The sequence below is a fragment of the Brucella sp. 22210 genome (assembly GCF_052045675.1).
Taxonomy (GTDB): Bacteria; Pseudomonadota; Alphaproteobacteria; order Rhizobiales; family Rhizobiaceae; genus Brucella.
Genome location: NZ_JBQEPD010000003.1, coordinates 65173 through 86141 on the forward strand (window position 1 = coordinate 65173; position 20969 = coordinate 86141).

The following is a 20969-nucleotide window of genomic DNA, read 5'->3' on the forward strand; positions in this document are numbered from 1 at the left end:
TAACCTGAAGGCCGCAGGTTCAAATCCTGCCCCCGCAACCAAACAGTCAAACAACCATTCCAAAAAGCCCGCTAACAAAGCGGGCTTTTGGCGTTTAAGGGGCGCGAGAAGACGCAGAGGGCTCAACGCAGCGTCCCTCACGCAAAACAATCCCCAAACTTGGAAATAGCCAGACCACAACAAATACAGAAAAGCCCCAGCGCATGAGAACCGGGGCTGGTGGTGCTTAATGTTGGCGATGACAGAGGAGGGCCCCACCCAGTGGTCAGGTCCCAGCCTCAGCCATACAGAATGCCCGTCGCCGAAAAAGATCCAGGCGCGGGTGCCTATGCTTTGTCTGTGTAAGACGACTTATAGTGCTAATGCGCCTATTTAGAAACTGTATTCATTAGCCGGCTTTATACTCGAATCTTCCTGCGATCCTGCGCGTATCTCATGTGAGATTTGCATCGAACAGAACTTGGGACCACACATGGAGCAGAAATGAGCGTCCTTGTGAGCCTCCTTGGGCAAGGTTTCGTCGTGATAAGAACGTGCGGTCTCTGGATCCAGTGAAAGATTGAACTGATCTTCCCAACGGAATTCGAACCGAGCCCGCGATAGCGCATCATCACGAATACGCGCTGCCGGGTGCCCTTTTGCGAGGTCTGCGGCATGAGCGGCTATCTTATAGGTGACGACACCGATTTTAACATCGTCGCGATTGGGCAAGCCAAGATGCTCCTTCGGGGTAACGTAGCAAAGCATGGCGGTGCCGAACCAGCCGATCATCGCTGCACCAATTCCCGAGGTTATATGGTCATAACCGGGTGCGATATCAGTGGTCAGCGGTCCGAGCGTATAGAATGGCGCCTCTCCGCATGTGTGTAATTGCTTGTCCATGTTCTCTTTGATCTTGTGCATCGGAACGTGGCCCGGCCCTTCTATCATTACCTGGCAATCCTTGGACCAGGCTATCTGGGTCAGTTCTCCTAGCGTCTCCAGTTCGGCAAATTGTGCCGCGTCATTGGCATCTGCGATTGATCCCGGACGCAGACCGTCGCCAAGGGAGAATGAGACATCGTAAGCCCGACAGATATCGCAAATTTCTTCGAAATGTTCGTAGAGAAAACTCTCTTTGTGATGGTGTAGGCACCACTTCGCCATGATCGAACCGCCGCGTGAAACGATGCCGGTTACGCGATTGGCGGTGAGGTGGATATAAGAAAGCCGCACGCCAGCGTGTATGGTAAAATAATCAACGCCTTGTTCGGCCTGTTCGATCAATGTGTCGCGATAGATCTGCCAGTTCAGATCTTCGGCGATACCATTGACCTTCTCCAGAGCCTGATAGAGCGGTACCGTACCGATTGGAACTGGCGAGTTCCGGATGATCCATTCTCGAATATTATGAATGTTTCGCCCGGTTGAAAGGTCCATGACCGTATCGGCACCCCAACGGATCGCCCATACCATCTTTTCAACTTCCTCGCCCATAGAGGATGTTACGGCAGAATTACCGATATTAGCGTTGATCTTAACCAGAAAGTTCCGCCCGATGATCATCGGTTCGGATTCAGGATGGTTGATATTGGCAGGAAGAATAGCGCGTCCCTCTGCAATCTCCTGGCGAACGAATTCCGGTGTTACATAGTCGGGAATGTTGGCGCCGAAACCTTGCCCGTCACGCGGCAATTCATGCTGGACAGCTTGTCGCCCAAGGTTTTCGCGGATGGCGACGAATTCCATTTCGGGCGTGATGATCCCTGCACGTGCATAAGCAAGCTGGGTAACCGCCTTGCCATCCCTTGCTTTCAACGGTGCATTTTGAAAAGGGAATTCCGGTGTCAGTCGTTCACCTGTCGCAAAGCCGTTATCTGCGGGTTGAACCGAGCGCCCTTCATAGGTTTCAACATCGCCACGCCCGCTGATCCAGCTTTCGCGCAGTCGGGGCAAACCTGTTTCGATATTGATCGTTGTGTGATCGTCGGTGTAGGGGCCAGACGGGTCATAGACCGTAACAGGTGGCAGCCCTGAACTGGGATGCAGCGCAATTTCTCGCATCGGGACGCGGATATCCGGATAAAGCGTTCCCGGTTTGCTTAGTTTTCGTGAGGCGGGGAGAGGGCCAGTGGTAACAGTCGGGGCTGTGTTGCCAGTAATGATAGACATGGTTGAGGCTCCAAGATGTGATGTTGGAGACCCAGTTCCAGTGTTGGAAGGATGAAAAAACGCCATCAGGAAGCATCCAGTTGACGCTCGCCTTCCAGCATTTGCACCGTCCCTACGCCAGTATGAACTGGATCAGGTTCAACGGGTCACTGCGCACGCTAGCAGTATCTCAGCCCCTTGCCGGGACACCCCTGGTGAATGCTTAAAATTATGCACGGGCAGTTTTGGTCGTCAAGACCGGTTGGCTGCGCGCGTGTTTCTATTCCTGCCATAGACATAAAACAAAGCGGTGAAGCTTGGCTTCTCTTTTTCCATTTGGCATCATCACTGATGCGGCTTTTAAAAAATCCGAAGTGTTTTAGTTCACCAGATCGCGGCCTTTGGTTTCCGGCGTGGTGATCATCACATAGATCGCGGGTATGGCCATCAATGTGGCGTAGATCGCGACCGCAAAGGGTGTACCGAATATCTCGAGCAGCCACGTGCCGATGATCGGGGCCAGCGCTCCACCCAACACCGTGGCGACAGAATAGGATGTCGACATGGCCGTGTAGCGAACGCGTGCCGGGAAGAGTTCGGTGAAATAGGCCGACATGCCACCCACGATAATGCCGTGGAAGGAGAGCGTCAGCACGGTTGCCCAGGTGAGCGTCGCGGTGTCTGCGCCGGGAGGCAGGCTGAAAAGCCAGAACCCTGCGCCGATACCACCCACAAGACCCACCAGCGTAACGGCCTTGCGTCCGATACGGTCTGCTGTGGCACCGGCAGCCAGAATGACGGCGACTTCGGCAATGGAGCCAATGAACAGAGCGCCAAGGGCAGCTTCACGCGGGACTTTCAGGAACACGGTCGCCAATACGACGAAGAATGTGGAGAAGAGGTAGAAGAGCGCGCTTTCGCCAGCCTTGACGAACAGGACGCGCAGCATGTTTGCGCCCTGGGTCGTAATCGCTTCGCGCAACGGGGCTTTGACGGCTTCGGTCTTCTGCTCCTGGAGATGGATAAAGGCTGGCGATTCCTCGACCTTGCGCCGGACCCATAGACCGAGACCGATCAGCAGAATGGAGGCGATAAAGGGAATACGCCAGGCCCATTCTACAAAAGCGTCCGATCCGAAATGACCGATGACCAAACCGATAACGGCGGTCGCAAGTACATTGCCAGCCGGTCCGCCGATCATGGGAAAGCCGGTCCAGAGACCGCGCTGCTTTGCCGGAAGGCTTTCGGCGATCAGCACCAGCGCGCCAGTGGATTCGCCGCCGATGGCAAAACCTTGCAGCAGGCGCATCAGGAGAAGCAGAAGCGGAGCGAACACGCCAATCTGCTGATAGGTGGGGAGCAGGCCCATGGCGACAGTCGCGCCGCCCATCAGGAAAAGACTGATGACGAGTGCGCGCTTGCGCCCGATCCTGTCACCCAGAACACCGAAGAACCAGCCGCCAGCAGGACGGGCAATGAAGCCGACGGCCTGCGTGGACAAGGCGGCAATCAAGCCGGTGATCGGATCGACCACAGGGAAAAACGCTGTGTTGAAAACAAGTGCGGCGCAAAAAGCGAAAACCGCGAAGTCATACCACTCGATAATCGTGCCCGTGCTGGCCGCGAAAAGAAGCCGTATTGATGATTTTTGTGTCTGCGCGGCATCCATTGTGCCCGCCGGTGCTGATGTGTTCAAGGGTGCTCCTCCGCTGCCCAGCATTTGAATACCGGTTCCTCGCTACCGGCACCTTATAATCGTATCATTTGCAACGATGTCAAGTTCATTGCAATAGCAACGTTACATATGCAATGAAATAGTCACGATCAGATTCCGGGGATTACAATCTGCAGGAGGGGCGAGGATCAATTCAAAAGGCTGTTCGAATGGACAGGATAACCGCGGTGTACGGGTACTTTTCATTGGGGCGTAATCTTATCAGCCCGCGTTTCACTCCGATTAGATCTCGCTCTTGAAAAAGCCTTTGAAATTGTCTGTTCAATCCGGGAAAATAATTGAAATGAAAAGACTTTGTGAGGGGCATGCAATGCGCATGGAGACGTTCTTTCCCTATCGGCTCGCGATTGTCGCGGAAGCGTTCTCCCGGCAGCTGGTTGCTGTTTATGGTCACGAATATGGGCTGATGCGTGAGGAATGGCGTCTGCTGTTTCTGCTTGCGGAAGCAGGCTCCATCGATTCCGTGCGGCTTGCCCAGCGCACCTCTCTCGACAAGGTGCAGGTCAGCCGCGCCGCCAGCCGTCTGGAAGAGAAAGGCTTGATTATCCGGACCATATCCGAAGAAGACCGGCGTTTGCGGCATTATGCGGTCACGAATGCGGGACAAGCCCTGTTTCAAAAGGCTTTCGGCGAAGTCGATGCAAAAGCCAACGCCATATTGAGCGCAATGTCCGAGCAGGACCGCCAAGCTCTGGAAACGGGCATTGCTGCTCTGCACAAGGCGGTCAAGCAGGTGACTGAAGCCGGGTAAGGTCGGCGATTATCGCGAAGGATGCGCGCTGGAGAGGCGGGTCAGCCCTTCGAGAAAATGTTTGGCATCGGGGCCCAGATCTTTAAGTATCTCCGCCTGAAACTCGTCGGCGATTTTGCCAAGGCGATGCATCAGCTCTTCCCCTTGAGGGGTGAGCGCGAGTACAATCAATCGACGGTCAACATTGTTATCCGATTTATGCAGCAGTCCGGCGCTTTCAAGGCGCGTTGCTGCCCGGCTGACAATCGACTTGTCCAGATTGACGCGGGTATTGATGTCCCGGATGCTGACTTCGCCACTTCGATAGAGATGCGCCAAGACGCGCCATTCGGGGATGGTCAGCCCCGCTTCAGCGGCATAGCGTTTTGCAAAGCGCTCGCTGATCCGCGCGGCCACCACGCTTAGCCGATAGGGCAGGAAACCGTCGAGTTCGAATGCCATGCATGTCTCCTTTTTTCAGGAAAGGAGCAGAGTTTCATTGCAAATACAACGGAAAAACACGTGTCACGCAAGAAGCATTGACTTCGTTGCATTCGCAACGTTATTATCGTTGTTGGAGCAACGAATTTGCCGGGAGGATTAATCATGACCGCTCACGCAATCCCGCAGGGCATGGTCCGCGCATCGGTGACGACTGGAACGGTCGAGGGCTATATGCCCGGTTTCGGCAACGACTTTGAAACCGAAGCGCTGCCGGGTGCATTGCCGCAAGGTCAGAATTCACCACAGAAATGCAATTACGGGCTCTATGCCGAGCAACTGTCCGGCACCGCTTTCACCGCGCCGCGTGGTCAAAACGAGCGGACCTGGTGCTATCGCATTCGCCCGTCGGTCCATCATACGGGCCGATTCCAGCTGATCGACGTGCCGTACTGGAAGACTGCGCCCAATCTGCCGGTCGGCGATCCGCAGCGGCGCAATATCACCAGTCTCGGCCAGTATCGCTGGGACCCTATCCCGCTGCCGGGGCCGGATGAGGATCTGACGTGGATCACCGGCATGCGCACCATGACCACGGCGGGCGATGTCAATATCCAGATCGGCATGGCAAGCCATGTCTATCTGATCACCCGTTCGATGCAGGACGAGTATTTTTACTCCGCCGATAGCGAATTGCTGGTCGTGCCGCAGGAAGGACGGCTGCGCTTTTGCACGGAGCTTGGCATCATCGATCTTGAGCCGAAGGAAATTGCCATTATTCCGCGCGGTCTCGTTTATCGCGTCGAAGTGCTTGAGGGACCGTGCCGCGGCTTTGTCTGCGAGAATTATGGTCAGAAATTCGATATGCCCGGCCGTGGTCCTATCGGCGCGAACTGCCTTGCCAATCCGCGCGATTTCAAATCCCCCGTTGCGGCCTATGAAGACAAACAGGCGCGCTCGCGTGTTGTCATCAAATGGTGCGGCCAGTTTCATGAGAGCTGGATTGACCATTCGCCGCTCGATATCGTGGCGTGGCACGGCAATTACTGCGCCTATAAATATGACCTCCGCACCTACTCGCCGGTTGGCGCCATTCTGTTCGACCATCCCGATCCGTCGATTTTCACGGTGCTGACCGCGCCGTCGGGTCAGGAAGGAACGGCCAATATCGACTTCGTGCTGTTCCGCGAACGCTGGCTGGTGGCGGAACATTCCTTCCGTCCGCCATGGTATCACAAGAACATCATGTCAGAGCTGATGGGCAATATTTATGGCGTCTACGATGCCAAGCCGCAGGGTTTTGCGCCGGGCGGCATCAGCCTGCACAATTGCATGTTGCCGCACGGACCCGACCGCGACGCATTTGAAGGCGCGTCGAATGCGGAGCTGCGTCCGGAAAAGCTCGATAATACCATGAGCTTCATGTTCGAGACCCGCTTCCCGCAGCATCTGACGGAATTCGCCGCGCGCGAGGCTCCGATGCAGCAGGAATATATCGAAGTGTGGGACCATCTCGAAAAGAAGTTCAACGGCACGCCCGGCGTGAAGTGATGTCAATCAACCGGGTGTCATGGGCCCTATGCGCTGGCACTCCTAGAATATGAATCTGAAGCGAGGAGACGGACATTGGCTTTGATCCGGTCCTGGGTAGAGAGCGCCAATCATGCGGATTGCCCCTTTCCCCTGAACAATCTGCCCTATGGTGTGTTTTCGGTAGGCGGAAACGCACCGCGTTGCGGCGTCGCCATCGGCGATATGATACTCGATCTCGACAAATGCGAAGCGGCTGGCCTCATCGATGCTAACGGCACTTTTGCTGAAGCGCAGCTCAATGGTTTCATGGCATTGGGCCGCGCCAAATGGGACGAAGTACGCGCAACGCTGATGAAGCTGTTGCGCGAGGGCGGCGATACGAGCTTGCCCCTGGTATCGATGGCTGATGCGCGGATGCATCTGCCGATCCGCGTAACGGAGTTTACTGATTTTTATGCGTCGAAAAACCATGCCTTCAATGTGGGCGTGTTGTTTCGCGGGCCGGAAAATGCGCTGCCGCCGCAATGGACCCATATGCCGATCGGCTATAATGGGCGCGCCTCCTCCGTTGTGGTGACCGGCACGCCGATCCGTCGCCCGATGGGCCAAACCAGAGGTGAACAGGGGCCGGTGTGGGATCGCTGCAAAAGGCTTGATCTGGAACTGGAGCTTGGAGCCATTGTCGGCATCGACAGTGCGATGGGCGAACGCATCAGCGTCGAGCAGGCGGAAGATATGATCTTCGGCTATGTGCTGCTCAATGACTGGTCGGCACGCGATGTTCAGGCATGGGAGTACCAGCCGCTGGGGCCTTTCCAGTCGAAGGCGCTGGGAACAACAATCGGTGCATGGGTTGTGACGCAGGCCGCACTTGAACCGTTCCGCAGCGAAGGCGCAGAGCGCGTCAATCCGCTTTTGCCATATCTGCATGAAGACCGTCCCGGCTTCTACGATCTTGCTATCGGCTGGACCATGAACGGCCAGCAGATGGCTGAGACGAACTACAATGTCATGTATTATTCGAGCGCGCAGCAGCTTGCGCATCATACCGAAACCGGTTGCCCGATGCGGGTTGGCGATCTGCTTGGTTCCGGCACGATTTCCGGGCCGAGCCTCGATCAGACCGGCGCTCTTCTGGAAATGACGCAGAACGGCAAGAACCCCGTTACGGTGAATGGCGAAAGCCGCACATTCATCGAGGATGGCGATGAGGTTGGCCTGTTTGCGGAAGCGAGAGGCGATGGCTATCGCATCGGTTTTGGGCCCTGTATCGGCCAAATTCTTCCGGCGCAGCCATGACGGTGACTTTATATGATTACTGGCGCTCCTCCTCGGCCTATCGCGTGCGTCTCGCACTGGCCTTGAAGGGGATTGCCTATGAGCGTGTGCCGGTGGACCTGACGGCAGGTGCGCAGTTGTCGCCCGAGCATCTGGCGCTGCATCCGCAGGGGCTTGTGCCCGTTCTCAAAATCGACGGGCTGGTGCTGGTCCAGTCGCTGGCGATTATCGAATATCTGGACGAAACGCGGCCTGATCCGGCCTTGCTGCCGCGTGATGCAGCGGGAAGGGCGCATGTCCGTGCATTGGCTGAAGCCATTGCCTGCGAAATCCATCCGGTTTCCAACCTTCGGGTTTTGGCACAGGTAGAAGCGTTGGCGGGCAAGGAAGCCCGCGCGGCATGGAACAGCGACAATATCCGCCGTGGTCTGGAAGCGTTTGAAAAGCTGCTCGACCATCCGGGGTTTGAAGGTCGCTTCTGCCATAGCGACATGCCTGGCATGGCCGATTGCGTGCTTGTTCCCCAGCTTTACAATGCCAGCCGCTGGGGCGTCGAATGGCAGCATCTTCCGCGTATTGCGGCTGTGGCAAAGGCCTGCGCGGCGTTACCGGCCTTTGCGGCCGCGGCTCCAGAACAGTTCCAGCCAGCATAGACAGCCTGAATAGACAGGCAGATAAATCCCGGCACATGTGCCGGGATTTTTGCTTTGGGCGTCAGCTCCTTGCTGCCGTGACATTGATTGTGACGGCAATCGTCTTGGACACCCATTCGGCAGCCGGGTCTGAGAACATGCCGAGATTAAGTGCTGCGCGATCAAGCTCGATGCTGCCTTCCACTGCCGCAATGTCGCCTTCGGGCTTGTAGGTGAAGGGTAGAACGACCGGCACGGCCTTGTTCTTGATCGTCAGGATAGCGTCGGCTTCATAGCGCTCGCCGCCAAGGGATCGGAAGCTCTTGGTCTCGAAACGCGCATCGGGAAAGCGACGGGCATTGAACCATTCGCCGTTCTTGAGCGAACTTTCCTGCGTGGCGTCGCCGGTTGTCGCCGAGCCGGTATTGACCGTGATGACGGCTTTCGAACCGGCGAGATTGTCCGGATCGAAGCGAATATCGCCGCTCCATTGGCTGAATTGTCCGGCAAAGTTTTTGCCCGCATGCGTGCCGGCAAAGCGGATGGCAGATGCAGCCGGGTCAATGGCCCAGGCCGTGGCATTCGCTTCGGCGCTTGGTGCAGCGGCTGGTGCGGGAGACGCAGGTGCTTGCGGCGCTACGTTGACGGATTCCGCTGCCGCGACGGTAAGCTGCGCAGGTGCCGGGGTGGTCGGCAGATGCATGGCGTAGCTTGCGAGCCCGATCATGACGACGAAAGCGATGCCGAGGCCACGCGGCAGCATGGCTCTGCCCGGGAGCACTGCGTCGCCATGGTCCTTGCTGCGCAGGAAGGGCAGCATCTGGGCCAGTACGCCGTCGCGATCGATCAGCTGGTGCTTCAGCGCGGCGGCAACGTGCAGAACAATGAGAGCGGCACCCCCATAGGCCATATAGGCATGAGCCCCCATGGCACCAAAGGCAATGTCGCGCATGCCGTCCATGGCCGGAATAGCCGGAACGTCGAACAGGCCGAACCACGATGTGGCCACCATCAGCGGGCGATCCGTGCTGATAGCCCAGCCGGTTGAGACATAGGCCCAGCCGGTCAGCGGAATGGCCAGCAGGAGGGCATAAAAGGCAATGTGGGTCGCCCGCGCCAACATGCGTTCCCAGCCCTTCATGTCGGAAGGCAGTGCCGGAACCGAATGTGTCAGACGCCAGATCACGCGAAACAGGGTCAAGGCCAGAATGGCAAAGCCGATGGACTTGTGGAGCTGAAACAGCTGATAGGCGAGCTGCTGCGTGTCGGGATTGTTGATGGCCCTGACCATCCACCAGCCCATAGGGATCATGGAGATGACGAGAATGGCTATGGCCCAATGCAGCAGGATGGCCACTGTGCTGTAGCGTTTGGCCGTGGCCTGTCCGCGGCTATTGGGTGTTGAGGGCGATGATAGGTTGGGAGCTTGGGGATGAGTGTTCATTGTCATCCTGACGGGTCGAGGCCGAATGTCGCCAATGCGGTTTCGGACAAGGATTTCGTGATTGAAATGGCGAAACCCACCGGCACGGCTTGGGAGGAGGCGCAGCCGGTGGGGCATTCGATTTAGTCAATCAAGCGTAGGTTAGCTTGCTTCCTGAATGAACTCACCGTCGAAGCGGATGGTGATGTCCGGACCCACGGGGCCGAGCGCCTGACCGAATTCGGTGCGGTTGAAGGTTCCTTCTGCGGCGAAGCCGAGTGCGGGAACGCCAGCATAGGGATGGCTGTCGATTGCGCCAATGAGCGTCGCCTTCAGCGTCACGGGCTTGGTCACGCCCAGAAATGTCAGGTCGCCGACAATGTCAGCCGTCGTGTCGCCGGTCGAGGTGACCTTGGTCGACTTGAACGTGATTGTCGGATGGGCGTCACTGTTCAGGAAGTTCGGTGAACGGCTGACGTCTTCATCCCAGGTTGCAAAGCCGGAATCGGCATGGGTGGCCTTGTAGTCCGCCGGATAGGCGGTGGCGACGGAGGTGGGGTCGATGGTCACTTCGATCGAGGAGTTTTCAATCTTCGCGGGGTCGAGCTGCAGCGTGGCATCGAGCTTGTCGAAGCGGGCCGTATAGTTGGAAATCTGGTTATGCTTCAGGGACCACAGCAGGGCCGCATGTGTCGGATCAAGCTTGTAGGTGCCAGCTGGCGCTGTTGCTTCGGTTGCCGTCGCCTCACTTGCCGTCGTTTGTGCGAAGGACACACCTGATGTTGCGCCGAGCATTCCCAGAGCGATGACTGCAGAGAAAATGCGCTGCCCGTTCATTTTCATAACCAAAATTCCTTTCTGTGTTGATTGGCTTTCGGATTATGGAAAAACGAAGCACACACGTTGAAATGAATTAATGTTGAGAAATATCCTCTTGAAATTACCAGCCATCGAAACGGTTCATTTGAGGGATATCTCAGCGAGTCAATCTGGCTAGGATATTAGAAAATTATTTTACAGAATGTCTTCATATGGTATCGATTTCTAAATAATGCAGCGCCGTTTTCCGTGGTTAAAACGAAAAAGCAGTTTTATCGAATTTTGTTTTGGAGCCGCTTCCTGCACTTTCGAGCAGGATAGCGAAGCACTGCTCTATCCGACCAGCGATGCGCTTAGCAGAAGTGCGCCGGTGAGTGCGATAAAGAGGGCGGCGCAGACTTCCACTGCTGCCTTCAACCGGCCCGACATGGCGTTGCTGCCTGCAAAGCGCAGTGCAACATTTTTGGCCGTGACGGCCAGTGTGGCGAGCACCGCCACGGTGATAAATGTCCCGAAGGCCATGGCGAAGACCGAGAGCAGTCCGCCCATCATCAAGCCGTTAAGCAGCGCGAAGGTCAGCACGATCAGCGCGCCGGAACATGGACGGAGGCCGACCGAGAAAATGGCCGACCAGGCGGTCGTCCAGTTGAAATCGTCGCCAAGCGTCGAAGGGTCGGCAATATGGGCATTGCCGCAGGCAGCGCAGACATCGCTTTCACCAATGAAGACATGGTCTGTTGCAGCTGCTGCCGCCGCAGCGGGCTTGTAGTTGAGTTTGACCGCGCTGCCGCCTGCTGCCGCGCGCGTCGTCTGCGAGATGCTGCCTTGCCAGGCAGGGCCGCTCGCCATGGCCGGTTGCGGTGTGCCCGCGAAAAGGGCTGCGGCGGGGCTCGCTTCGGGGGCAGCGTCTTTGGATTTGCGGAACAGAAGCGGCAGCTTGCGGGCCAGGAGCCACAGGCCGAAGAACAGCACCAGCGCAAAGCTGGTGATCTCCATATAGCGGGCGGTCTGGTTCATCGAAATGCCGGTGCCGCGCAGCACCAGCCATGCAAGGCCGACCACGACAATTGCCATAATGGCTTGTAGCAGCGACGAGATGAAGGACAGGAAAATGCCGCGTCGCAACGCCGTTTCATTGGCGATCATATAGGAGGAGATCACCGCCTTGCCGTGACCCGGACCAGCCGCATGGAAGATGCCGTAGATGAAGGAAAGACCGATCAGAATGGAAGCCTGCCACGGGTCTTCGCGCATGGCTTTCAGCGCGGTGGTCATGGCGAGATAGAACGAGCGCTGCTGCTCGTTCATCCAGAGAATGATATGCGCAAACGGTCCGGTTGGAGTCATGGCCACTTCATTCGCACCGATGCCAAGAGATGATTGCGCAAACGCCTGCGCAGCCATGATCATCAGGCAAGAGGTGAGTATGAGCGTCGCCGTTCTCTTCATCTGCTCGTCTATCCTTTCGCTGCGCACTCGATTTCAAGACGGGTGGCAAAAATCTTCGACATATTGGTGCCTGCCGGGTCGTTGAAGAAGGCCTCGGTCAGCGTCGCCTGATTTTGCGCAATAGCCTGATCGGGATCAGGTCGCACCACGGTCGATTTACAGCCCTTGGGCATTCCTTTGACGACCAGATCCTTGTCGCTCACATAGTCGATGGCGGTATAGAAGGTCGGGTCATAAATGCCGAAACTGACCTTGTGGCCGGGTTGCACCTTGAGCGGCTTGGCAGGCTTGCTCGTGAAGACGATCAGCAGGCGATTGTCGGTAAAGTCGGCGGCAAGATCGTTGGGCCTTGCCATTGCGACATCCTTGCCGTCCTCCAGAACGCTCTGGAAATATTTGAACTCCGCAATGGACTCATTGATGACATGGCCGAGATCAATCAGTTCTTTATGATCGAGCTTCAGATCGCCATTCTTGTCGAATTCCATCAGCACGGTCGACGAAAAGACATCGTCGAAGCGCCAGACATGGGCAAGCTGCTGAACCGTTCCGTCGGGCGCAATGGTCAGTTCGAGACGCGCTTCGGCAAAGACATGCGGGTGGGCAAGCGCAACCGTCGGCACAAGGCCAGCCGCTAAAAATGCAGCTGTGGTGGTCCGGGCGAACCGGCCTTTGAACCGTGATGACGAAACCTGCATATAGTCTTTCCGTGAGAGTTATCTAATGCTCAAAGCCGAAGACGGCGAAAGTGGGACGCTTACCCCAAAAACGACGATAGTTTTATGAAGTCTGGGGCTTTGTGGACGTGTTCTGCTCGCGGTCCTTGAACCACTGGGTCAGAAAATCCACAAGCGCGCGGATTTTAGCCGGCAGATAGCGGCGATGCGGATAGACCGCATAGATACCGCCATCCTTGACGATGAACTCGTCCAGACAGGCGACCAGCCTGCCGTGCTCGATTTCCTCTTCTGCGATGAACACCGGCAGCATGCTGAAGCCAAGGCCCGCCAGCGCAGCATTCTTGGTGGCAACCGGGCTGTTGACCTCGATGGGGCCATTGACCGGCACAGTCATCATCGAGCCGTCCGTGTTGCGGAAGTGCCAGTTGTTGCGCGAGCGGGCATTGGTGTCGATGATGCAGGGTCGGTCGGTCAGGTCTTCCGGGCGTTCCGGTTTGCCGACGCGGGCAATCAATTCCGGTGCGCCGCACAGAATGGAATGGAAGGGCGAAAGCCTCTTTGCAATCAGCGAAGAATCCTGCAGGCGCGTGATGCGGATTGCGAGGTCAAAGCCTTCTTCGACCAGATCGACGAAACGGTCGTCCAGCCGCACGTCGAGCACGATCTCAGGATGAGCAAGGCAGAAATCAATCAGCGACTGGCCGATCACCGCATCGGCAAAGGTGCGCGGCGCGGACAGTTTTATACGCCCGCGCGCGTCGGAACTGGTCTCGCTGACAGCATCCTGAAGTGCGTCGATCTCGCGGATGATTTCCACGGCGCGATGATAATAGGTGTGGCCCGCTTCGGTCAGCGAGAACTGACGCGTGGTGCGGTTGAGAAGGCGTGCGCCCAGCTCGTCTTCCAGCTCGCGCACATATTTGGACAGAAGAGCCTTGGAGCGCCCGATTTTTCGCGCTGCGGCGGAAAATCCTTCCGCCTCGACCACGTCGATAAAGGCGCGCATACGTGTCAGCGTGTCCATCTGTTCTAGCCCTGCGTTTCAAGGATGGTTTTGCCAAGCGCGATCAGCGCCCGATCGCTGCCACGTGGTCCGATGAGAGAAATGCCGAAGGGCGCGCCGTCAACACGACCGAGCGGCAGAGTGATCTGTGGCAGGCCTGAGAGCACCGAAAGACAGAGCAGACGCAAGGCCTGTTCCCGATAGGCCTGCAAATCTTCGAACGGCAGGTTGGCCATTGGCGCCGCGCCCGGAACGGTGGGGAGTGCGAGCACGGCATGATCGCCGATGATCGCTTCAAGCTCCTGCGTGAAACGTGCCCGTCGTGTCCGCTGCTGCGCCAGTGTGTCGGGCGTGATCTGCGATCCGAAAACGAAGCGGTCGGCTACGCCCGGTCCAAGCTGACGCTCGCCAGACGATATCCATGCGCCGTGGGTGGCCCATGCTTCGGCCCCCTGTATCTGCCGGAAGGTGAGATAAAGCTCGTCGATGGACAAGGTCGGCTGGCTTGCCGCCTTCAGGCCGGAGAAATGCGGGCGGATCGCCCCGAACATGGCACGATAGGCGTCGGTTTCATCCTGTCCGAGCAGCAGCTGCTCCAGAACCGGCATATAAAGCAATTGCGTCAGCTGAAATGACCCGCTGTCTTCACCCAGCAGGACCGCGCCCACTTTTTCATAAAGCGCGATGTCACGTGCAAACCAGCCGATCGTATCAAGCGACGGCGCAAGCGGCATGATGCCTTCAAGGGGAATGCGGCCATGGGTGGTGCGCAGGCCGACAAGGCCGCAGAAGCTAGCAGGCGCGCGGATGGAGCCGCCCGTATCGGAGCCGAGAGCAATATCCGCTATCCCGGCGGCGACCGCTGCCGCCGAACCGGATGACGATCCGCCGGTCACGCGATCCGGCGCGGCAGGATTGATCGGGTGAGGGTAATGCGAGTTTTGCCCCATCAGCGAAAAGGCAAGTTCGTCCGTCTGTGCCTTGCCAATCACTTCAGCGCCAGCCGCCAGAAGCTTTTCGACCGCGGGCGCGGATTTTTCAGCGGGTACTGATTCGGCCAGAATCTGCGGATTGCCGCATCCGGTGACCATTCCGGCCAGATCATAAATGTCCTTGACCGCCAGCCGCTCGCCGAAAAGCGGGCCATTTTCCGCGTGGGGAAGGGGATTTTCGGGCTTCGCGATGATCGCATTGAAGGGATCGAAGGTGGTCATTGTTCACCGCTTGAGGCAGAAATCTGCCATTATGCTGAATAGAAAGTGAAAATTTCCGGTGGAATGTTTCACTATTGCTGAACAATGGCAAGCAGGCAGCCCCGCTGAAACAGCGGAAAAATAATTTCGTTTCGACAAACATTTGTCATTGAATGGTCACGGCTTTGCGCTTATATCGCCCTTGCCCAAAGTCGCACGTGCCTGTGGGTGTCCGCCGATCCTCGAATGGTGAGGAATTCGGTACGGTACCTGGACCTAACCGCTCCAGTCGATCTGTTGGCCAACCGCCAGATCGAGGACATCTTGAAGCAACGACGGTGCGGGCCTTTCTAGTGTCTTTCGGCTGTCCAAAAGCCGAAATTACTGAAGAGGCACACCTTCATTGCCGGTAGTGCGGATGCGGTTCTCCAATTCCAATCCAAGGCAGACAAAGCGGAGTAACGCGGGTTTAGCGTTGTTCCATCGCCGCATGTTCTTTCGTGTGATATCAGCGCCTCCAAAGGCTGACTTCGCGGCGAGGGTCTCATGCACCTTTGTCTCTTAGAGAATTTCCATTCCCGCAAGATAGGGATGGTCCTCTAAGTATTTGTTTTTATGTGCAGTTTGCAGAAAAGGCAGCAACTTTTCGCGATTGTGCACCAAAAACGGCCCGGTTAGGGTCGCCGCAGGAGAACGACCATGGCTACACAGCGCATCATTGATTTCCTCAATACCCGTCGTCCGGACGGTCCCTGCCTCGTCGTCGATACCGATGTCGTTCGCGAGAACTATCACAGCTTTGAGAAGGCATTGCCCTATTCCCGCATTTTCTATGCGGTGAAGGCCAATCCTGCGCCGGAAATCCTGCGCCTGCTCGCTTCGCTCGGTTCCTGCTTCGATACGGCTTCGGTTGCCGAAATCGAAATGGCGCTGGAAGCCGGTGCGACGCCGAGCCGTATTTCCTACGGCAACACCATCAAGAAGGAGCGCGATATTGCGCGCGCTTTCGAGCTGGGCATCCGTCTTTATGCAGTCGACTCCGTGGAAGAAGTCGAGAAGGTCGCGCGCGCCGCTCCTGGCAGCCGCGTCTTCTGCCGCGTTCTGACCGACGGTGAAGGCGCCGAATGGCCGCTGTCGCGCAAGTTCGGCTGCGTGCCTGCAATGGCCGTCGACGTGCTGCGCCATGCCAAGGTGTTCGGCCTCGACTCTTATGGCGTATCGTTCCATGTCGGCTCGCAGCAGACGGACCTCTCCGCCTGGGACCGCGCGCTTGGCGATGCGGCATCGGTGTTCCGCACCCTTGCCGATGAAGGCATCGTGCTGCGCATGGTCAATATGGGCGGCGGTTTCCCGACTCGTTACCTCAAGGACGTGCCGACCGCTCAGGCCTACGGCATGGCGATCTTCGACGCGCTGTCCAAGCATTTCGGCAACCGTATCCCGGAAACCATCATTGAACCGGGCCGCGGCATGGTCGGCAATGCAGGCGTGATCAAGACCGAAGTGGTTCTGGTCTCCCGCAAGGCGGACAACGACAATGTGCGCTGGGTCTATCTCGACATTGGCAAGTTCGGCGGTCTCGCCGAAACCATGGACGAGGCGATCCGCTATCAGATCGTGACCCCGCATGACGGTAGCGAAACCGAGCCTTGCGTGCTGGCTGGCCCGACCTGCGACAGTGCGGATGTTCTTTACGAAAAGACGCCGTATCCGCTGCCGGTCTCGCTGACCATCGGTGACGAAATCCTCATCGAAGGCACGGGCGCTTACACCACCACCTATTCGGCGGTGGCGTTCAACGGCTTCGAACCGCTCCGATCCTACGTCATCTGATCTTTCAGGTACGGTATGATCCCGAAAAGTGGGAACCGGTTTTCGGATAAGATCATACCGTCAGAGACCTGAATGATCCTCTCAATCTGTCCGGTGCCGCAAGGCACTGGACGGGGTGTGCTGCTGCCGCTTTGCGGGGATAGATGTGATGAATGCAATTCTCGATTTTCAGGACAATGACGCCGCTGGCTTCGTGCAGGGCTTTGCCCCCGTTGCTGCGCCTGCTTTTGCAATAGCAGGCGAGACGGTGGAGCACGTGCTGGCGCGTGAAGCGCTGCTCGACCGCGCCATGGGCGAAGGCCGTCGCAGAAAGTCTTCGGAAAAGCTGCGGCGCGGTCGTCTGCCCGCCGCAGGGCTGGCCTTTGCTGCCGAGAGCGCCGATGGCGTTCTCTCCGGCACTGTTCGCCTGTGGAATGTTCAGGCTGGTATCGATGCCTTCGGCTTTCCGGTTGCCGCGCTGCTGCTTGGGCCGCTCGCTGTCGATCCCTCGGCTGCCGGTACCGGTATCGGTTCGGCCCTGATGCGTCACGCGATTGCTGAGGCAACCATGCTTGGCCATGGCGCGATCCTGCTGGTCGGCGATCCGGAATATTACGAGCGTTTCGGCTTCACGGCAGAAAAGACCGGCGAACTGGCCATGCCCGGCCCTTATGAAAAGCGGCGTTTTCTGGCGCTTGAACTGAAGCCGGGTCACCTTGACGGCGCCCACGGCGTTCTGCGCGCGAGCGGTCGCAAGGTGCCGCGCGCCGAGATTGCGCGCACTGCCTAAGATTATCTTGCCCGAACTATCTTGAAAGGCGCAGCAGCCGTCCGAAGTTGCGGACGGCTGTAATGGCCAGCCCCGCCAGTAAACCGGCGATCAATCCTGCAATCACGATCAGCTTGCGCGATGTGCCCGAAGGATCGAGCGGCGGGCGGGCTTCCGAAAGCACACGGATATTGACCGTGTTGAGGCCTTCCTGTTCGCCGGTTTCACGCGAACGCAGGAGGAATGCTTCATAGACGGAGCGGCGGGCTGCCGCTTCGCGTTCCAGTTCGCGCAGCTTGACCAGATCGCTATTATTATTGGCCTGTTGCGCTTTCAGTTGCGCCAGACGAGCCGACAATTCCTTTTCCTGCTGAACCGAACGCTGAACCTCGACCTGAAGCGAGGAACGCACGCGGCGCAGCTCGGCGTCGATATCGCCGAGGATCGTACCTGCCTGCGATTGCGCCTGGATCAATTGCGGATGGCGCGGCCCAAGCTGTGAGGACATGCCGTTTGCGGCCTGTCTTGCCTGCGCATATTGCGCGCGCAAGGCGGTCAGTGTGTTGGACCGGAACTCTTCCGGCAATGTACCGGCAACCACATTGTCCGACGTGGCGCTGTTCATCACCTCGATACGCGCTTGCAACCGCATCGTCTCGGCGCGCTGGTTGGAAAGCTGTTCGTTAAGGCGGCCAAGGTCACTGTCGCTGATAAGTTTGCCGTCGACATCCACGAGGTCATGCGCGGCGCGGAAATCCGCCGCTGCTGTTTCCGCCTGCTCGACGCTTGCGCGCAGGCTGGCAAGCCGGGTGGACAATTCTTCCGATGTGCGACGGGTCGCATCGGATTGCATCGATACAAGCTCGTTTTGAAACACCGTGCTGATCGTATTGGCCAAGGAAGCCGATTTTTGCGGATCGCGAGTCTTGACCGAAATCGAATAGATGAAGGTCTTGGCATCGCGGTCGATCTTCATCGCCTTGTAGAGATTGTAGAGAACCCGCGTTTCCAGCGCCTGACTGTCGCTCGTCTTCTTGGCTGACAGCATGTCGCGGATCTGCGCAAAGAAACCGGCTACGCCGGTCGGGACCAGCGTTCCATTGAATTCCGGATCTTGCGTGAGCTTGGTCTGGTCGATCACCTTCAAAAGCACGCTGCTGGAACCCACGATGCGCGCCTGACTTTCCGCCACAGCCAGCGAAGCGTCAGTCGGCAACTGGCCGGGGGTCAGTTCGGTGCCAACGGTTTTGATGTTGCGCGGATCGACCAGAACATCGGTCGTCGCGACATACATGGTCGGCACGGAAAGCGCGATCAGCACACCGGCGATGCCGCCGAGAACGGTCGTGACAAGCAGAAGCTTGCGCGATCCCTTGATCACATCGATTGCCGCATAAGGGTCGATCAGCGGGCGCCAGCTATTGTCATCGGCGTGATCCATATCCGGCGTTTTTGCCGTGTGATCTGTGGAGGCAGGCGCTTCTGCCAATGGTTGCGCAGTTTCGGGCATCGGTTGAGGCGAGGGCTGGTCCTCGACCAGTTCGTGCCTGCGTCGCTCACGCGCGACAAGCTTGCGGTCAAGCTCGGTTTCGATGGCCGCAAGACGCTCTTGCAAGGCGGTGAGTTCTTCGTCGGTCAGCCGTTCGGGGCTCAGATCGTGGGTGCGACCGAATTCCTCGCGCTCCTCTTTCGAAGCGGGTGGAGTCCATGGGGGCGTCTGAGAGGGTGTCTGAGGCGGCGTTTGGGCCGATGCCGCGGAGGTCGGTGTCCGGCTCAAGCCAGCGGGCGCGTCGGAGAATGAGAGAAGGGGTTTCCCGCTCTCCTCTTTATGACGCTTATCATCGCTACTCATTGCCTGAAATATCCGAACTCTGAAAACCCGTTTGGGTTGTGATTGTAAGTCCCTACGGGAAAAAAATGGTTAATGGTATAGAAATTGTCCCCGTGCAAAATGCTACCGGTTAACCATTCCAGATTTACGCCGGGTTTTGCGCTGGCTTTTCGCTTCGGCCCGTGAAACATGCCAGATTGTGAGCGATGCAACGAAGACAAAGGCTCGTTGGTGATAGCGAAAGCATTTCAGAAATTTGACCGCCTGAAATCTGGCCTCAAGTCCGGCATGCTCAGGGATTATCTCTCACTCGTCTCCGGTTCAGTCGGGCGGCTTGTGGTGTCGCTGGTCTATTTCATCGCGCTCGCCAACACGCTGCCGACTGGCGATTTCGGTATTTTCGCGACGGCATCGGGCACCGGCGTCATGCTGTCCCGCATCGTGTCGCTGGGCTTTACCTCGCCGCTCTATCGCATCTCCACAGTCAAGCCGCATCTGCTCGGAACCTATAGCGCCGGATATCTCATGGCGGCGGTGGCATCGCTGCCGCTGTTCGCCGTCTGCTCGTGGCTGGTCTATCTGGTGTTCTTCAGCCGGGATATCACACTCCTGCCCTTCGCCATCATCATCGTGGCGGAAGCCCTGTTCTGGCGCTCGGCGGAAGTTATCATCATCGTCAATAACGGCCTCAACCGGTTTGGCATTTCGGCGGGCCTCGTCATTTTCGGTACGGTCACGCGGGCGGTTGCAGCGGTGCTGTTCACCTGGATGGCGACGGTACACGATGTTGCCCATTGGGCATGGTGGTATCTCGCGGCCAATGCCGTGGCGCTTGCTGTGTCGATCTATTTCTATCCGCGCAGGAAAATCCGTTTTCGGCCCAAACTCTATATCCGCCGTTTCGCGGATTCGATTGCCGTCGCCGGGGCGGAACTGCTCTTTTATGTGCAAAGCGAGCTGGACAAATTGCTGGTGCTCAGCGTCGGCGGGCCGGAAATTGCCGGGCTTTATGCTATCGTCATGCGGCTGGTCGACCTGACGGCACTGCCGGTGCGCTCCTTCAATATGATGCTGGTGCAAAAACTGATGCGCAAGCCCGACATGCTGTCGAGCCTGCGTCTTCGTGCGGGACTGGAAGCGGCGGTGTTCGCCGTTTCGGTGGGCGGCCTTGCGGCGCTTGCGATTTTCCTCTGGGTATTTCCCAATGCGCTCGGCGCCAATGTGGCGGCGATTGTCAGCCTGCTGCCGCTGGTCTTGCTGGTGCCGGGGTTCCGCAATCTCATCGAGTATCAGACCGAGCTTCTCTATGCGCGCGGCCAGTCGGGCCTGCGCACGCTCAGCCTCGTCATCATGACGGCGGCCAAGGCCTTGTTTGTCTGGCTGCTGCTGAGGCATTCCGGTGGCGGCAATGACTGGATTGCAGGCCTCAATCTCGTATTCGGCGCGCTCTATATTCTGTCGCTGGTTTTCACCTATACGAGCCTGCGGCTACCCGCCAAACGCATCTGAAA

Annotated in this window: 18 protein-coding genes and 1 riboswitch; of the genes, 8 read left to right on the top strand and 10 right to left on the bottom strand. The window is 57.7% G+C overall.

Annotated elements, in window-relative coordinates; genetic code table 11:
- Nucleotides 1-372: 372 nt before the first annotated feature.
- Both thiC and ACTJKP_RS05285 read right to left on the bottom strand, forming a co-directional pair.
- Nucleotides 373-2151, bottom strand: coding sequence for a phosphomethylpyrimidine synthase ThiC (gene thiC / locus ACTJKP_RS05280; protein ID WP_440630129.1), 1779 nt, complete (start codon nucleotides 2149-2151; stop codon nucleotides 373-375).
- Between the two features lie 91 nt (nucleotides 2152-2242).
- Nucleotides 2243-2354: riboswitch (TPP riboswitch) on the bottom strand.
- A 155-nt stretch (nucleotides 2355-2509) separates the two neighbouring features.
- Nucleotides 2510-3826 carry an MFS transporter gene (locus tag ACTJKP_RS05285; protein ID WP_440629922.1) on the bottom strand — a complete coding sequence of 439 codons (1317 nt, stop codon included), beginning with the start codon at nucleotides 3824-3826 and terminating at the stop codon, nucleotides 2510-2512.
- A gap of 349 nt (nucleotides 3827-4175) precedes the next feature.
- On the opposite strand from ACTJKP_RS05285, the gene ACTJKP_RS05290 reads away from it, so the two are divergent.
- Nucleotides 4176-4616 (top strand): MarR family winged helix-turn-helix transcriptional regulator, encoded by a 441-nt coding sequence (locus tag ACTJKP_RS05290; RefSeq protein WP_440629923.1) that lies wholly within the window; start codon nucleotides 4176-4178, stop codon nucleotides 4614-4616.
- A 9-nt stretch (nucleotides 4617-4625) separates the two neighbouring features.
- Here ACTJKP_RS05290 and ACTJKP_RS05295 read toward each other — a convergent pair whose 3' ends face one another.
- Nucleotides 4626-5057 (bottom strand): MarR family winged helix-turn-helix transcriptional regulator, encoded by a 432-nt coding sequence (locus ACTJKP_RS05295; RefSeq protein WP_078339061.1) that lies wholly within the window; start codon nucleotides 5055-5057, stop codon nucleotides 4626-4628.
- Between the two features lie 144 nt (nucleotides 5058-5201).
- Here ACTJKP_RS05295 and hmgA point away from each other — a divergent pair, with 144 nt between their 5' ends.
- From hmgA to maiA, 3 genes are all read left to right on the top strand, one after another.
- Nucleotides 5202-6587: a homogentisate 1,2-dioxygenase gene (gene hmgA / locus ACTJKP_RS05300; RefSeq protein ID WP_440629924.1), complete on the top strand. Its 1386-nt coding sequence runs from the start codon at nucleotides 5202-5204 to the stop codon at nucleotides 6585-6587.
- Between the two features lie 75 nt (nucleotides 6588-6662).
- The gene (gene fahA / locus ACTJKP_RS05305; protein ID WP_440629925.1) at nucleotides 6663-7868 is read left to right on the top strand and encodes a fumarylacetoacetase; all 1206 of its coding nucleotides are present in this window, start codon (nucleotides 6663-6665) and stop codon (nucleotides 7866-7868) included.
- Nucleotides 7865-8500, top strand: a complete 636-nt coding sequence (gene maiA, locus ACTJKP_RS05310; protein ID WP_440629926.1) for a maleylacetoacetate isomerase — start codon at nucleotides 7865-7867, stop codon at nucleotides 8498-8500. The genes fahA and maiA overlap by 4 nt, the downstream gene beginning before the upstream one ends.
- A 61-nt stretch (nucleotides 8501-8561) precedes the next feature.
- On the opposite strand, the gene ACTJKP_RS05315 is transcribed toward maiA, so the two are convergent.
- Nucleotides 8562-9923 carry a cytochrome b/b6 domain-containing protein gene (locus ACTJKP_RS05315; protein ID WP_440629927.1) on the bottom strand — a complete coding sequence of 454 codons (1362 nt, stop codon included), beginning with the start codon at nucleotides 9921-9923 and terminating at the stop codon, nucleotides 8562-8564.
- On the opposite strand from ACTJKP_RS05315, the gene ACTJKP_RS05320 reads away from it, so the two are divergent.
- Entirely contained in the window at nucleotides 9912-10049 is a 138-nt protein-coding gene (locus tag ACTJKP_RS05320) for a hypothetical protein (protein WP_440629928.1), read from the top strand. The genes ACTJKP_RS05315 and ACTJKP_RS05320 overlap by 12 nt on opposite strands.
- 15 nt (nucleotides 10050-10064) lie before the next feature.
- Here the strand turns inward: ACTJKP_RS05320 and ACTJKP_RS05325 are convergent, their stop codons facing one another.
- From ACTJKP_RS05325 to ACTJKP_RS05345, 5 genes are all read right to left on the bottom strand, one after another.
- On the bottom strand, nucleotides 10065-10745 hold the full coding sequence (locus ACTJKP_RS05325) for a YceI family protein (protein WP_440629929.1): 681 nt from the start codon (nucleotides 10743-10745) through the stop codon (nucleotides 10065-10067).
- Between the two features lie 309 nt (nucleotides 10746-11054).
- Nucleotides 11055-12170 (bottom strand): nickel/cobalt transporter, encoded by a 1116-nt coding sequence (locus ACTJKP_RS05330; protein ID WP_440629930.1) that lies wholly within the window; start codon nucleotides 12168-12170, stop codon nucleotides 11055-11057.
- 8 nt (nucleotides 12171-12178) lie between these two features.
- On the bottom strand, nucleotides 12179-12868 hold the full coding sequence (locus ACTJKP_RS05335; RefSeq protein ID WP_440629931.1) for a DUF1007 family protein: 690 nt from the start codon (nucleotides 12866-12868) through the stop codon (nucleotides 12179-12181).
- Nucleotides 12869-12950: 82 nt separating this feature from the next.
- Nucleotides 12951-13874, bottom strand: a complete 924-nt coding sequence (locus ACTJKP_RS05340; RefSeq protein WP_440629932.1) for a LysR family transcriptional regulator — start codon at nucleotides 13872-13874, stop codon at nucleotides 12951-12953.
- A 5-nt stretch (nucleotides 13875-13879) separates the two neighbouring features.
- The gene (locus tag ACTJKP_RS05345; protein ID WP_440629933.1) at nucleotides 13880-15067 is read right to left on the bottom strand and encodes an amidase; all 1188 of its coding nucleotides are present in this window, start codon (nucleotides 15065-15067) and stop codon (nucleotides 13880-13882) included.
- A 678-nt stretch (nucleotides 15068-15745) separates the two neighbouring features.
- Between ACTJKP_RS05345 and odc2 the strand changes: the two genes are divergently transcribed.
- Nucleotides 15746-16879: an ornithine/lysine decarboxylase gene (gene odc2 / locus ACTJKP_RS05350; RefSeq protein ID WP_078339051.1), complete on the top strand. Its 1134-nt coding sequence runs from the start codon at nucleotides 15746-15748 to the stop codon at nucleotides 16877-16879.
- A gap of 148 nt (nucleotides 16880-17027) precedes the next feature.
- A complete protein-coding gene (locus tag ACTJKP_RS05355; protein WP_440629934.1) occupies nucleotides 17028-17648 on the top strand; it encodes a GNAT family N-acetyltransferase in 621 nt (206 codons plus the stop codon).
- 16 nt (nucleotides 17649-17664) lie between these two features.
- Here ACTJKP_RS05355 and ACTJKP_RS05360 read toward each other — a convergent pair whose 3' ends face one another.
- Nucleotides 17665-19479, bottom strand: a complete 1815-nt coding sequence (locus ACTJKP_RS05360) for a GumC family protein (RefSeq protein ID WP_440629935.1) — start codon at nucleotides 19477-19479, stop codon at nucleotides 17665-17667.
- A gap of 210 nt (nucleotides 19480-19689) precedes the next feature.
- Between ACTJKP_RS05360 and ACTJKP_RS05365 the strand changes: the two genes are divergently transcribed.
- Nucleotides 19690-20967: a lipopolysaccharide biosynthesis protein gene (locus ACTJKP_RS05365; protein WP_440629936.1), complete on the top strand. Its 1278-nt coding sequence runs from the start codon at nucleotides 19690-19692 to the stop codon at nucleotides 20965-20967.
- Nucleotides 20968-20969: the final 2 nt, after the last annotated feature.

Bases quoted from the DNA above. Each gene is read 5' to 3' on its own strand.
- ACTJKP_RS05315 (WP_440629927.1), bottom strand. From the start codon at position 9,923: ATGAACACTCATCCCCAAGCTCCCAACCTATCATCGCCCTCAACACCC.
- ACTJKP_RS05320 (WP_440629928.1), top strand. From the start codon at position 9,912: ATGAGTGTTCATTGTCATCCTGACGGGTCGAGGCCGAATGTCGCCAAT.
- ACTJKP_RS05355 (WP_440629934.1), top strand. From the start codon at position 17,028: ATGAATGCAATTCTCGATTTTCAGGACAATGACGCCGCTGGCTTCGTG.
- hmgA (WP_440629924.1), top strand. From the start codon at position 5,202: ATGACCGCTCACGCAATCCCGCAGGGCATGGTCCGCGCATCGGTGACG.
- ACTJKP_RS05295 (WP_078339061.1), bottom strand. From the start codon at position 5,057: ATGGCATTCGAACTCGACGGTTTCCTGCCCTATCGGCTAAGCGTGGTG.
- odc2 (WP_078339051.1), top strand. From the start codon at position 15,746: ATGGCTACACAGCGCATCATTGATTTCCTCAATACCCGTCGTCCGGAC.
- ACTJKP_RS05325 (WP_440629929.1), bottom strand. From the start codon at position 10,745: ATGAAAATGAACGGGCAGCGCATTTTCTCTGCAGTCATCGCTCTGGGA.
- thiC (WP_440630129.1), bottom strand. From the start codon at position 2,151: ATGTCTATCATTACTGGCAACACAGCCCCGACTGTTACCACTGGCCCT.
- ACTJKP_RS05330 (WP_440629930.1), bottom strand. From the start codon at position 12,170: ATGAAGAGAACGGCGACGCTCATACTCACCTCTTGCCTGATGATCATG.
- ACTJKP_RS05360 (WP_440629935.1), bottom strand. From the start codon at position 19,479: ATGAGTAGCGATGATAAGCGTCATAAAGAGGAGAGCGGGAAACCCCTT.
- ACTJKP_RS05345 (WP_440629933.1), bottom strand. From the start codon at position 15,067: ATGACCACCTTCGATCCCTTCAATGCGATCATCGCGAAGCCCGAAAAT.
- maiA (WP_440629926.1), top strand. From the start codon at position 7,865: ATGACGGTGACTTTATATGATTACTGGCGCTCCTCCTCGGCCTATCGC.
- ACTJKP_RS05340 (WP_440629932.1), bottom strand. From the start codon at position 13,874: ATGGACACGCTGACACGTATGCGCGCCTTTATCGACGTGGTCGAGGCG.
- ACTJKP_RS05290 (WP_440629923.1), top strand. From the start codon at position 4,176: ATGCGCATGGAGACGTTCTTTCCCTATCGGCTCGCGATTGTCGCGGAA.
- ACTJKP_RS05335 (WP_440629931.1), bottom strand. From the start codon at position 12,868: ATGCAGGTTTCGTCATCACGGTTCAAAGGCCGGTTCGCCCGGACCACC.